We start from the raw sequence: 13,023 nt of genomic DNA, 5'->3' as shown, positions 1-13,023 counted from the left end.
TATCCGGCAAAGGAAGGATTTGTCATGGTTGAGGGGAAGAAGTCGGAGCATACGGAGAATCTCGGCAGCCACGGCGGGCGCGCGTCCTCGTGGCTCGCGGTGACGGTGATGCTGGTGGGCACCGTGGTGGCCGGCTTCGGTATGACGGCCGCGAACTGGACGCTCATCTGGATCGGCGCCGGGCTGTTCGTCGTCGGCGGCATCCTCGCCCTCGTCTTCGATATCTTCACCGACGTCGTGATCGACGCTCCGCGAGTGGGCATGCGCGCTGAGGATCACCGCTGAACCTGGTTCCAACGGCGGGCGCCCGACCCCGGGCCGCCCGCCGTTCGCATGCCGGGGCACGATCCCGGGCCGCGTGACCGCCCGCCCGGGCGCGCCTGCCGCGAGTACGAGGCGCCTCCAGGTATGCGCGCGCCTTCAGACGTGTGCGCCACACCTCCAGACCGATGCGCTGCACCTCCAGACCGGCGCGCCACGCCTCCAGGCCGATGCGCTGGACTTCCAGACCGACGCATCACGCCTCCCAGACCGGTGAGCTGCACCTCCAAGCCCATGCATCGCGCCTCCAGGTCGGTGCGCTGCGCCTCCCAGGTCGGTGCGCTGCGCCTCCCAGGCGGGTGCGTGCGCCTGGGAGGCGGGTGCGTGCACCTCCCACCTCCCAGGTGGGCGTGCAACCGCCAGGCGGTGCGGTGCGCCTTGAGGGGTGCGCCCGCCGCGGATGCGAGACGGGCCCAGATGTGATCGCCTGGCAGGCGGCGGCGATTTCTGTCAGTGCCCGTGGCTAGATTGCTCGCATGCATCGCCATATGGAGGCGCGGGCATGACCGGTGTGACCGATCTGACCGCCGAAGAGGCTCGCCGGCTCGTCCTGCGCGCGCAGGGTTTCATGGGCGCCGACGCGCGCAAGGGCGGCGTGCACGCCATGCTGCGCAGGCTGGGCGCCGTCCAGCTCGACACGATCTCGGTCCTGGCCCGTTCGCACGAGCTGGTCGCCTACGCCCGCCTCGGCGCGGTGGGCCGCTCCAAGGTCGAGCGCGCCTACTGGCACAATCCGGCCCAGAGCTTCGAGTACTGGTGCCACGCGGCCTGCATCCTGCCCATCGAGCACTGGCCGCTCTACTCCTTCCGCCGCCGGGCCTACCGTGAGCGGCGTTACCGCTGGCACGAGGTGCCCGACAACGTGGAGAAGCTGCTCGACCAGGTCAGGGAGTCGGGCCCGCTGACGACCTCCGACGTGGGCGGCGCCAAGAACGGCGGCCCGTGGTGGGACTGGTCCGACTCCAAGATCGGCCTGGAGTGGCTGCTCGACATCGGGGAGCTGGTGTGCAGCCGCCGCGTCGGCTGGCGCCGCGTCTACGACCTGGCCGAGCGCGTGGTCCCCGCCGACCTGCTGGCCGACGACCTGTCCGACGAGGAGTGCATCGTACGCCTGGCGGGCGTGGCCGGGCGCTCCCTCGGCGTGGCCAACCGCACCGACCTCATCGACTTCCTCCGCCTCAAGGGCCGCTACGCGGCGATTCTCGACGAGGTCCTGCTCAGCGGCGCGGCGGGCCTGGTGCCCGTGACCGTCGCCGGCTGGCCGGGCAAGAAGGGCCAGGCCAACGCCTGGGCAGCCCCCGAGGCCCTGGAGTCCGAGCCGCGCGGCCGCCACCGGACCACCCTGGTGTCGCCGTTCGACTCCCTCATCTGGCACCGCGAACGCACCAAGCGGGTGTTCGGCTTCACCTACACGCTGGAGCTCTATGTCCCCAAGCACAAGCGCGTGCACGGCTACTTCACGATGCCGGTGCTGGCCGGGGGGCGGCTGATCGGGCGCGTCGACCCGGCCCGCGAGGGCTCCACGCTGGTGGCCAGGCAGCTCCACCTGGAGCCGGGCCTCTCGCCCGCCAAGTGGGCCGACTCCCTGAGCGAGGCTCTGTGGTCGGCCGCCGAGTGGGTGGGCTGCGACGCCGTACGCGTCGAACGCGCCGACCCGCCGGAGCTGCTCCCCCTGCTGAACGCGACCCCGGCAGACCCGGCGGCCTCGCCGAACGGGAGCTGAGCGGCGTCACGCACCCACGCGCGCCCGGGCCCCGCATCGCGACCGGCCCGGGCGGGCGGCGTGAGCACGACGCGCGTCAGACCCTTCGCATGAGCGCGACGCGCAGCTCAGGTGATCTCGAGCATCCGCTCCCGCACCGCGTACACCACGGCCTCCATCCTCGAATGCAGCTGCAGCTTGTCGAGGATGTTGCGCACGTGGTTCTTCACGGTGTTCTCGGAGATGAACAGCTGCTTGGCGATCTCCCGGTTGTTCATGCCCTTGGCGACCAGCCGCAGCACCTCCATCTCCCGGTCGGTCAGCCGGGGGACGGGAAGCTGAGGCGGGCGCTCGGCCTCCTTGCGGCTCATGTTGGCGAACTCGCTGATGAGCTTGGCCGCCATGGCCGGGTTGATTAACGACTGGCCCTCGTGCACGCCACGCACCGCGGCGGGGACATCGTTGATCTGGACGTCCTTGAGCAGGTAGCCGGTGGCTCCCGCCTTGATGGCCTCGAAGAGATCCTCTTCCTCGTCGCTCACCGTCAGCATGATGATGCGGGTGCTCGGGACGGAGGCCTTGATGCCCTTCGTCGCCTCGATCCCGTCCTGCCGCGGCATGCGCACGTCCATGAGCGCGACGTCAGGCATGAGGCGATCGGCCAGTTCGACCGCCTCCTGCCCGTCGCTCGCCTCACCGACCACCTCGATGTCAGGCTCGGCGGCCAGCGCCAACGCCAGGCTCCGCCGGATCAGCTCGTGATCGTCGACGATCAGCACGCGGATCGGCTCGCTCGCCTGCGCGCGGGCCTCGCCAGACTCGGTCACGAAGCCTCCTTGGTGAGCCTCGTGCCGACCAGCCTCGTGACGATCAGCCTCGCGCCTGCCATTGCCTCGCTTCGCTCGCTCATCCCTACCTGACTGAGCTCGCTCACGTCTCCTCCTCGTCGGGGGGCCAGAGCCGTTGAACCGCCATGATGGCATGTACCCGCGGTTCTCGGGTGGTCGAGAAGATCTTTTAGCGCGCGATCAGGGCTCTACGAGCCGCAACACGCCGTAGTTGTAGCCGCGCCTGTTGTAGACGACGCACGGCTGGCCGCTCTCCTTGTCACGGAACAGGTAGAAATCGTGTCCGACCAGCTCCATCTCGAGCAGGGCCTGATCGATGGTCATGGGTTCGGCTCGGTGGAACTTCTCCCGGACGATGAGCGGCCCGTCGCCGTCCATCTCGATCGGGACGATGTCGTCGTAGAGCTGGTCGCTCTTCTGCTGCAGCTCGTCCTCGTCAGGTTCGGCCTGCTCGGGGACGGCGGGCTGTGTACGGGGCTTCAGATCGGCGGCGTCAGGGAGCGTCGCGGTGATCTCCGCCACCGAGGGCGGGCAGTGGTTGCCGTGGTGGACCTTGCGCCGGTCGGCCAGCCGCCTGAGACGGCCTTCCAGCTTGTCGAGGGCTAGATCGAAGGCTGCGAGTCGGTCGTCGGCCGAGGCCTCGGCGCGGATGGCCGGCCCTCGGGAGTGAATGGTGAGCTCGACGCGCTCCCGCTGATCGGCGAGGCGCGGATTACGCTCCTTGGACACCTCCACATCGACTCGGATGAGTTTGTTGTCCAGACGTTCGATCCTGGCCAGCTTGGTCGTCACGTGGTCTCGGAACCGATCACTCACTCCTGTGTGCCGGCCCTTGACGATGATGTCCATGCAACAGCCCCCCTTCGGTCTAACGACTGAGCAAGAGCGCCCGACGGCGTGCATTCCGGACGGGGTCTTCTGGCCGCCTTCCTGTCACGGTTACCCTCCTCCGACGCTGCGTCACCGGGAACTCGGAAGGCACCCGCCCGGCCGACCTGGTCTTCGACCCCACATCCGCCTGCTGAGGGTCTCGCAGCGCTGTCGCCACTACTGCCCTTCTCTTCTGACGGGGGACATCTGGACCCCCGGGAAGGCAGGACTTACCCCTAAGCCGCACCGTGATCGGTCGACAAAGAGTCGCCTTACGTGGACCGTTTTGCCTGCGGCTGGCATCGGCTAGCAGAGCCGGGGACACCGACCCTGCGCAACCACGGACCCGAACGGGTGCCATGTAGGAACGCTATCCGCATCCAGCACGAATGTCAGCCTGAGCCTCAACCGGATGATCACCGTCCGTGATATCGACCAGGCCGGTAAGCGCCTTCCGATGCCCCATTTAACCGATCGGCAACCCTTATGCGCAGGGGCCTCCCGTCCACTGAACAGCCCGAGCGCCCGTCTAGGGGAAGTGACATGTAGCCTCCAGGCCAGGAAACCGATTTGGATCTTTCTTTACCGAACGTGACCATGACGATTTTCAAGATCTTCGGCGTGTCGCGGCCACGGTGACGGCCAGCGGCACCGCGATCCCCGCAGCGTGCAGCGCCCTGGCGGCCTCCGCGAGGGTGGCGCCGGTCGTCACGATGTCGTCCAGGAGCAGCGCACGGGCCGCTGGAGGCCCGTTCGCGGCGGGGACGACCTGAAGTGACCCTGCGAGGTTGGCGGCTCTCTGAGAGCGACTCAGGCCCGCCTGATCGGCCACCCGCCTGGCCTGCGCCAGCCCCGCCCACACCTCCGCCCCCACCCCGAGCACCCGCAACCGGGCGGCGACCAGCACCGCCAGCCTCCCCACGGGATCGTGGCCCCGGCCCCGCACGCTCCTGCGCGCGCTCGGCACCGGCACGACGGCGAACCGCCCGCCTGCCCACTCGCCCGCCTGCCCCATGGCGACCAGCACCGTCCGCGTCACCGCCTCGGCCAGCACCCCGGCCAGCGCCACGGCGCCCCGCTCCTTGTAGGCCACGATCATCCTGCGCACCGCCCCCTCGTACGGCGCCGCGGACCAGCAGTCGGGCAGGCCGCGCGGCCACGGGACGGAGCCGCGCCTGGCGGGCTCGGCGGTCAGCGCCTCGAAGCATCGCGGACAGCACGACGCCCCCTTGGCGCCGCAGCCCGCGCAGGCGGGAGGAAGGACCAGATCCAGTAGGGCGTTCAGCACGGGCCCAGCATGCCGGGCGCCACCGACAGTTCCGGCTCGCTGACGCAGCGCATCGGGAGGAGCGCCGCGGGATCACGGCCGGACGGCCGGACCGGTCCAGACCACGGCACACGGCGGCCACGCGGGGATGGCACCTGCACAAGCGTGAGGCTGTGGCCACGCGACGGCACAGGAGACATGCGCGGCGCGGACCGGCGGGGACACGACCCGGCGCGGTCCCGCGCCGGGCCGGCGGAGCGGGCCAGCCGTCGTCGGTGCGAGCCATCCACCGGCGAAAGCGCCAGCCGCCGGCGAGACCAAGCCGCCGTCGCGAGCCAACCGCCGGCGAAAGCGCCAGCCGCCGTCGCGAGCCAACCGCCATCGCGAGCCAACCGCCATCGCGAGCCAACCGCCGGCGCGAGCCAACCGCCGGGGCGAGCCAACCGTCGGCGAGGACAAGCCGTCGGCGAGGGCCGTCCGCCGGCGAGGTGGGTCAGCCCAGGGGGAACAAGGGGGCGCCGCCGTTGGCGTCGATCTTGGGGGTCCAGGTCTGCTGGTCCTGGCTGAGCGCCATCAGCTTGGTCACCCCCTTCGCCGTGACATCCGCCAGCACCTGGTCCTGGAACGCCGCCACCGACTGCAGCCGGTCCTTCAACGGCACCCCCGTGGTCTCCCCGTCCCCCACGTTGATCTCGTTGAGCGTCTGACCGGCCGTCCCCTGCACCAGCACGAGCAGGCGCTCGTCGTCTCGCCAGGCGATGTCCTTGATCTCGTTCCCGGTCTCGGTCGTGGTCAGGAGCTGGAGGTTCCCCAGCTTCGTCCCGGCGCCCTCACCGGTCAGCGCGCCGATCTGGACGGTTTCGTCCCCGGTGGTCACCGCCACCCGCACCCCGTCCCTGGCGATCCTGAACTGGTTGATCTCCAGCCGGTCCAGCTCCTCCGGCACCTGCACGGGATCCACCCGCCCCCTGACCGGGTCGTACTTCAGCAAGGCGCCGTTCTTGCCGTCGTACGTCCACAGGGACCCGTCCCTGTTCCACGTGGGCGGCGTCAGGTCGTCCCCTTGGATGACCTCCTGCCAGACCCCTTCGGGCGCCAGCCCGGCCACCGAGATGCCGGTCGAGGTCCTGGCCGCGATGAGCGGGTTGGGGCCGGCGGAGACGGCGAAGTGGCTGTACCCCTCGCGCTGCTCACCCGCCGCGCCCGCCACGGCGCCTCCCGGGCCGTCCTTCGTCAGGTAGTGGACCGCTCCCTTGTCGACGTAGTACGCGCTGTCGCGGACGTCGTCGTCCAGCCACTGGTCGACGGAGTCGGGCCGGTCGACGGTGTACGACTCGCCGTCCACCAGGATCTCGATGACGCGGCCCTTGGCGATCTCGTTCTTGTTGAGACTGTTCCTGATCTGGCCTCTCAGGGTCTCTTCCGTACTGAGGTCGAGGGTGTCGAGCGGCCCCGAGAGGTTGATGATCACGCGGTCCTCGCCCGACCTGATCGACTCGATCTTCGTGCCGGCCGGGAAGCTGGAGGTGACCGCGCCGCGCAGGGCCTCGGTCGGCGGTTCGAGCAGGCGTTCGAGCACGGTCTGCGCGAACGTCTCCATCGTGTCGAGCCGCAGGCGCACGCGATCGACGACCAGCCGGTCCTGCGTGCTGCGGTTGACGTAGTAGAGGTTCGTCGGCCGGTACGCGCGCGCCACGTCGGACTCGGTCAGCAGCAGCCCGGCGGGCAGGCTGCTGACGCGGTACCCCTCCGGCAGCTTGACCAGCTCGAAGGGACGCTCCCACGACCCGCCCGTCGGCTTGTACGAGTCGTCCTCGTTGATGACGGCCGCCACGTGCGCCTTGAGCGTGACCTCCGTCGACGCCTCGGACTCGCGCGGCGGCGGGACCACGACCTCGTACTGGTCCTGGATCACCGTCACGGGCCCGGCCGCCGTCCACTTGGCCCGCGCCTCGGGCGTCAGGTAGCCGGCCAGGACCGACGGGTCGTCCGCGTAGGCGGCCATGGCGGCCTGCAGGCCCCTGATCGTGTCCTCGGCGCCCCAGCCGGGCTGCGGCGGGATGGCGATCATGCGCTGGAACGGCTTGCTGAGCGGGTCGCCGGCCCCTTCGTCGTTGTTGACGGTGTACGGGCCGTTCGGGGGGATCACGGTGCACCCCGAGCCGCCCAGGACCATCGCGGCCACGATGGCGAGCGCCGTGCCGAGCCGGCTAGTCCTCGTCATGCTCGGCCCCGTCCCCGGACGCCGGCAGCAGCACGGGCGTCATCGACGTCCGCCAGGTGCGGCGCATCTCGATCTCGGGCGGCACCAGCGACAGCGGCGAGCCCTTCAGGTCCACGCCGGCGTTCCTCGGCAGCGTGAGCCTGAACTGGGAGCCCTCGCCCGGCTGCCCCCACGCCTGCAGCCAGCCGCCGTGCAGGCCGGCGTCCTCGCGGGAGATGGCCAGGCCGAGCCCGGTGCCGCCGATCGTCCTGGCCCGCGACGGGTCGGCCCGCCAGAAGCGGTCGAAGACCATGGTGTCCTCGCCGGGCTTGAGCCCGATCCCGTGGTCGCGTACGGCGACGGCCACGGCGTCGCGGTCGGCGCCGACGGTGACCACGATGTCCCTGCCCTCCCCGTGCTCGATGGCGTTGAACAGCAGGTTGCGCAGGATCCGCTCGACCCGCCTGTTGTCGATCTCGGCCACGCAGGGCTCGTTGGGCAGCCTGAGCTCGAAGCGGGTGCCGTGCCGCTCGGCCAGCGCCTCGGAGTCGCCGATCGCGCGCAGCACCACGTCGCGGATGTCCACGGGCTCCAGGTCGAGCGTGGCGGCGCCGGCGTCGTAGCGGCTGATCTCCAGCAGGTCGGCCAGCATCGACTCGAACCGTTCGAGCTGGGCCTGCATGAGCTCGGCCGAGCGGGCGGCCATCGGCTCGAAGTCCTCGCGGGCGTCGTACAGCAGGTCGGCGGCCATGCGGACGGTCGTCAGCGGGGTGCGCAGCTCGTGGGAGACGTCCGAGACGAACTGCCGCTGCACCTGGGAGAGCTCCTCGAGCTGGTGGATCTTGAGCGCCAGGTTGGCCGCCATCTCGTTGAACGAGTTCGCCAGCCGGGCCAGGTCGTCCTCACCGCGCACCTTGAGCCGCTCGTCCAGCCTGCCGGAGGCCAGGCGCTCGGCGGCCTGGCGCGCCAGGCGCACGGGGGTGACGACCTGGCGGGCGACGAGGTAGGCGATGGCGGCCAGCAGCAGCACGAGCCCGAGCCCCACCACGACGATGGCCAGCCGGACGTTGGACAGCAGCTCCTCCTCCTCGTCGAAGGGGAAGAAGTGGTAGACCTCGTAGGTGCGCCCGTTGGTGGGCAGGTGCACGATGCCGCCGACCACGTACGTCAGCCTGGGCTGGCTCTCACCGCCGAACCTGATGGTCTGGATGGAGCCGGTCGCGGCCTCCCACTTGTAGACGCGGATGTTGCGCTGCAGGGCCAGCCTGAGCGTGAGCGGCACGTCGGCGGGCACGACGCTGCCCGACGCCCGCGACTGGCCCGGGGTCGTCAGGTTGAGTATCAGCACCTCGTACCGCTTCTCCGAGCCGTTCTCCCCGGAGCCGGTGATGGTGTCCATGACCTCGTCGAGCAGGTTGCCCGCGCCCTGCTCGGCGCCGTCGGCCTGCTTGGCGGGATCGTCGGTCTCGGGCGTCAGCGCGTCGGCGATCTGCAGCCGGTCGGCGAAGGCCTCGCTGGCGGCGGTGCGCTGGCTGCTGTCCACGACCGACTTGTTGATCTGGCCGAACAGGAACGTGCCGAGCACCACCACCACGATCACGGAGATCACCAGCGTGCTGGTGACCACCTGGAGCTGCAGTGAGCGCCGCCAGACGCTGCGTGTCCTGCCCGCCGCACGGCGGACCCGCCGGCGGACGCCGCCGAGAATCTGGCGGAGCGTCCGTCTGCGGGATCTCTTCTTCGTCGGGGGCACGGCGGGGCGGGGCGAGGGTTAGGCGGGACCGGCTTTGTAGCCCACGCCGCGGACGGTCACGACGATCTCGGGGTGCTCGGGGTCCTTCTCGATCTTGGCCCTGAGCCGCTGCACGTGCACGTTGACCAGCCGCGTGTCGGCCGCGTGCCGGTAACCCCACACCTGCTCCAGCAGGACCTCACGGGTGAACACCTGGCGCGGCTTGCGGGCCAGCGCCACGAGCAGGTCGAACTCCAGCGGCGTGAGGTTGATCGTCTCCTCGCCGCGCTTGACCGAGTGGCCGGCCACGTCGATGGTGATGTCGCCGATCTGGAGGATCTCGGGGGTGGGCTCGTCGGTACGGCGCAGCCGCGCCCGCACCCTGGCCACCAGCTCCTTCGGCTTGAACGGCTTGACGATGTAGTCGTCGGCGCCCGACTCCAGACCGAGCACGACGTCGATCGTGTCGCTCTTGGCGGTGAGCATGACGATGGGAACCCCCGACTCCGCCCTGATCCTGCGCGCGACGTCGATGCCGTCGGCCCCCGGCAGCATCAGGTCCAGCAGCACCAGGTCCGGGCGTGTATCCCGGAACGCGTCGAGGGCCTTGTCGCCATCGGAGACAAAGGACGGCTCGAAGCCTTCCCCTCGCAGCACGATCCCCAGCATCTCGGCGAGAGCGGCGTCGTCGTCGACGACCAGCACGCGACCTTTCATGGCCCCTCATTCGTTCTACGCATTGTGGGACATACCCGCACGATCGCTGAAGGTTACCCTTGGTTGACCCATGAGTGTGACCTGAGCCCTGCAAAAGGCGAATTTTAGGTCCGCCCCCGCGACCGCAATCTCAGTCTGCGGTAACAGAGCAACTTTCGGCCATCCCTGGACGCGAACCTTGCCCGGATTCCTCCGTGAATGCGGGCAAGATGAGGCCGCGAATCCTCTCCGTGACACCAATGCCCCGTACAGCGTGCCAGGATTGGGATATGTCAGACGGTCACGGTCCCACGCCCGAGACGCCATCAGGCTGGTCGGCCGAACAGCCCCCGCCCTACAGCGCCCCGCCGGCCTCCCCGTGGACCGCCCCCGGCGCGCAACAGCCGGCGCCCACCGGGCAGCCGTACGGGCCGCCCCCGCAACAACCCCCGCATTCGCCGCAACAGGGGCCTTACGGGCAAGCGCCTCAAACACCATATCCGCCTTATCCGCAACAGCAGCCCGGATACGGCTATATGCCGCCGCCCGCGCTCCGCCCGGGCATCATCCCGCTGCGCCCGCTCGGTCTGGGCGACATCCTGGACGGCACGATCAAGCTGATCCGGTCGAACCCGAAGGCCGTGCTCGGCCTGTCGGCCGTGGCCGCCCTGCTCGCCGCCGTACCGCTGGCCATCGGCCAGGCGTTCCTGCTCGACGCCCTGCCCAGCCCGCTCGACGACCCCGAGGGGTTCGCCACCGCGGAGAGCGACCTCAACAGCATCTCCGGCATCGTCGGCCAGTACGGCGGCACGCTGATCTCGTCGGCGATCTCGTTCGTCGTCGTCACGCTGCTGACCGGCGTGCTGACCCGCATCCTGGGCCGGGCCGTCTTCGGCGGCGGCATCACCGCGGGCGAGGCCTGGCGCCTCGTCAAGGGCCGGATCCCCGCGCTGTTCGGCGTGGTGGGCATGATGGCCGCCATCATGGTGGTGCCGCTGATCGTCTTCGTGCTGCTCCTGGTGGCGATCGTGATGAACGCCGACGCCTCCGCCCTCGGCTGGATCCTCGGGCTGACGGTCCTGTTCGTCGTCGCCTACCTCGCCTACTACCTGTTCTTCAGGACCCGCTTCGCGTTCGCCTCACCAGCCGTGGTCCTGGAGGGCCGCGGCCCGGTCGACGCGATGCGCCGCTCGTGGCACCTGGTGACCGGCGACTTCTGGCGGGTGTTCGGCATCCTGCTGCTCACGTCCCTGCTGGTCGGCCTCGTCGGCAGCATGCTGACGTTCCCGTTCACGCTGATCGGCACGATGCTCGGGATGCTGGGCGCGAGCTCGGTGACCAACACCATCGTGTCGGCCGTGCTGATCGCCATCGGCGGCACGCTCGGCGCGATGCTCACCTACCCGTTCGAGGCCGGCGTCTCCGGCCTGCTGTACGCCGACCGGCGCATGCGCAGCGAGGCGTTCGACCTCGTGCTGCAGACGGCGGCCATCGAGCAGCAGCGCCAGGGTTGGGTGCACGCCTCGGCCGACGAGCTGTGGCACCCGTCCAACTCCGCCAGGTCGTGAGCCCGATCGACCGGGAGGAGGCCGCGCGCAAGGCCGCGGAGGAGCTCCTCAAGCCGGAGTACGAGAAGGAAGCGCTGTTCGACCGGATCTACCGGTACGTCACGCAGTTCCTCGGCGACCTTCTCGACGCGGCCACCGGCGGCGGGTCGGCGGGCGGGATCATCGCCGCCGTGCTGATCACGCTGATCCTCCTCGGGCTGATCGCGCTGATCGCGTGGCGGCTGCGCAAGACGGCCCGCCGGAACGCGCTCGCGCCCGGCGCGCTGTTCGGCGCGCGGGCGCTCACCGCGGCCGAGCACCGGCAGGCCGCCGAGCGCCTGGCCCAGGAGGGCCGCTGGACACAGGCCATCCAGGAGCGGCTCCGGGCCATCGCCCGCGACCTGGAGGAACGCGCGCTGGTCGACGGCATGCCGGGGCGGACGGCCGACGAGCTGGCCGCCGAGGCGGCGGTGTCGCTGCCCGCGTTCGCGCAGGAACTCGCGGCGGCCGCCCGATCGTTCGACGACGTGACGTACGGCGGGGTGATGGGGACGCGGGAGGCGTACGAGACGATGACCGGCCTCGACGAGCGCCTGCGCCAGGCGCGCCCGGTGCCCCTCGCGACCGCGGCCGGTGAGGGCGGGGCATGAGCGTCGTCACCCCCCAGGCCCCTTCCGGGCAGTCCTACCCGACCTCCCCCACCGCCCGCTCCACCTGGCGGGCCGGCCGGATGATCGTGCTGCTGGGCGGCCTCGTCGTGCTCATCGCCGTCCTGGGCGTGCTGCTCGGCCCCGACCGTGCCCCGGCGCGCTACCTCGACCCCGACGACACCTCGCTGTCCGGCTCCAAGGCGCTGGCCGAGCTGCTGCGCGACCGGGGCGTCACCGTCGACCGGGTCGACTCCGTCGAGGCCGCCGCCGCCAAGGCCGCCACGGGCGACCGGCTGCTGCTGATCACCGACACCAGTTACGTCGACGAGTTCAGCCTGGCCAGGATCCCCGGCGACCGCCTGGTCGTCGGTAACGTCTTCGGCCTGTCCGCCCTGGCCCCCGGCGTGCGCGTCGAGGCGGCCGGGGCCAGGCCCCGCTCCCGCGAGCCCGGATGCGGTCTGCCCGCCGCCACCGCCGCGGGCAGCGCCTACCTGGGCGGCGTCGTGCTGCGCGGCCCGTCGGGCGCCACCGCCTGTTACCCGGCGGACGACGGGCACACCCTGGTCAGCTTCCCGTACGCGAGCGGCGTCATCACGGTCGTCGGCGACGGCGGCTTCATGACCAACCAGCGCCTGGCCGAGGACGGCAACGCGGCACTGGCGCTCAACCTCATCGGCACCGGCAGGCCCGTCACCTGGCTGGTGCCGCCCGAGACGCCGCCCGCGCTCGACCTGCCCGGCGAGCGCGGCCAGTCGATGTACGACCTGATGCCGGCCGGCATCCGCTGGGCCGTCTACATGTCGATCATCGCCGTGGCCGTGGCCGCGTTCTGGCGCGGCCGGCGGCTGGGGCCCGTGGTGACGGAGAAGCTGCCGGTCATCGTCAGGGCCGCCGAGACCGTCGAGGGACGCGGCCGGCTCTACCGGGCCAGGCGCGCCAGGGAACGCGCGGCCGACGCGCTGCGCGCGGGCACGATCGACCGGCTCACCCCGAGGCTGGGGCTGGCGTCCGGAGCGGGCCGGCCGGAGGTCGTCTCGGCGATCGCCGCCCGTACGGGGCAGGACGCGCAGCAGGTCGGCGCCGCGCTCTACGGCCCGCCCCCGGCGGACGACGCGGGGCTCGTCGGGCTGGCCGGATATCTGGACTTCATGGAGAGGCAGATCAGTGAACTCTGATGAGACATACCG

At 70.8% G+C, this 13,023-nt stretch carries 11 protein-coding genes; 5 read left to right on the top strand and 6 right to left on the bottom strand.

From position 1 onward, the window contains the following. Positions 1–24: 24 nt before the first annotated feature. Positions 25–285, top strand: a complete 261-nt coding sequence (locus AB0I79_RS17070) for an HGxxPAAW family protein (RefSeq protein WP_225271727.1) — start codon at positions 25–27, stop codon at positions 283–285. A gap of 538 nt (positions 286–823) precedes the next feature. Further along, positions 824–2,044, top strand: a complete 1,221-nt coding sequence (locus AB0I79_RS17065; protein ID WP_357873328.1) for a crosslink repair DNA glycosylase YcaQ family protein — start codon at positions 824–826, stop codon at positions 2,042–2,044. 107 nt (positions 2,045–2,151) lie between these two features. Here AB0I79_RS17065 and AB0I79_RS17060 read toward each other — a convergent pair whose 3' ends face one another. From AB0I79_RS17060 to mtrA, 6 genes are all read right to left on the bottom strand, one after another. After that, positions 2,152–2,850 (bottom strand): response regulator transcription factor, encoded by a 699-nt coding sequence (locus tag AB0I79_RS17060; protein ID WP_043620599.1) that lies wholly within the window; start codon positions 2,848–2,850, stop codon positions 2,152–2,154. 201 nt (positions 2,851–3,051) lie between these two features. After that, positions 3,052–3,720, bottom strand: coding sequence for a ribosome-associated translation inhibitor RaiA (gene raiA, locus AB0I79_RS17055; protein WP_357873325.1), 669 nt, complete (start codon positions 3,718–3,720; stop codon positions 3,052–3,054). 628 nt (positions 3,721–4,348) lie between these two features. Next, complete coding sequence (locus tag AB0I79_RS17050) at positions 4,349–5,029, bottom strand: ComF family protein (protein WP_357873322.1); 681 nt, start codon at positions 5,027–5,029, stop codon at positions 4,349–4,351. A gap of 472 nt (positions 5,030–5,501) precedes the next feature. Then, entirely contained in the window at positions 5,502–7,232 is a 1,731-nt protein-coding gene (locus AB0I79_RS17045) for an LpqB family beta-propeller domain-containing protein (protein ID WP_357873319.1), read from the bottom strand. After that, positions 7,219–8,964, bottom strand: coding sequence for an MtrAB system histidine kinase MtrB (mtrB, locus tag AB0I79_RS17040; protein WP_357873316.1), 1,746 nt, complete (start codon positions 8,962–8,964; stop codon positions 7,219–7,221). Before mtrB ends, AB0I79_RS17045 begins: the two co-directional genes overlap by 14 nt. An 18-nt stretch (positions 8,965–8,982) precedes the next feature. Next, the gene (gene mtrA / locus AB0I79_RS17035) at positions 8,983–9,660 is read right to left on the bottom strand and encodes an MtrAB system response regulator MtrA (RefSeq protein WP_043620615.1); all 678 of its coding nucleotides are present in this window, start codon (positions 9,658–9,660) and stop codon (positions 8,983–8,985) included. 515 nt (positions 9,661–10,175) lie between these two features. On the opposite strand from mtrA, the gene AB0I79_RS17030 reads away from it, so the two are divergent. Genes AB0I79_RS17030 through AB0I79_RS17020 form a run of 3 tightly spaced genes read left to right on the top strand, consistent with a single transcriptional unit; the run spans position 10,176 to position 13,011 of the window. After that, positions 10,176–11,207 (top strand): glycerophosphoryl diester phosphodiesterase membrane domain-containing protein, encoded by a 1,032-nt coding sequence (locus tag AB0I79_RS17030; protein ID WP_357873313.1) that lies wholly within the window; start codon positions 10,176–10,178, stop codon positions 11,205–11,207. Further along, positions 11,204–11,836, top strand: coding sequence for a DUF4129 domain-containing protein (locus tag AB0I79_RS17025; protein WP_357873310.1), 633 nt, complete (start codon positions 11,204–11,206; stop codon positions 11,834–11,836). Before AB0I79_RS17030 ends, AB0I79_RS17025 begins: the two co-directional genes overlap by 4 nt. Next, positions 11,833–13,011, top strand: coding sequence for a DUF4350 domain-containing protein (locus AB0I79_RS17020; protein WP_357873307.1), 1,179 nt, complete (start codon positions 11,833–11,835; stop codon positions 13,009–13,011). Before AB0I79_RS17025 ends, AB0I79_RS17020 begins: the two co-directional genes overlap by 4 nt. Positions 13,012–13,023 lie beyond the last annotated feature (12 nt).

It is taken from the genome of Nonomuraea sp. NPDC050202, assembly GCF_040656115.1.
Classification (GTDB): domain Bacteria; phylum Actinomycetota; class Actinomycetes; order Streptosporangiales; family Streptosporangiaceae; genus Nonomuraea.
This window is presented reverse-complemented; position numbering and strand designations above follow the sequence as displayed.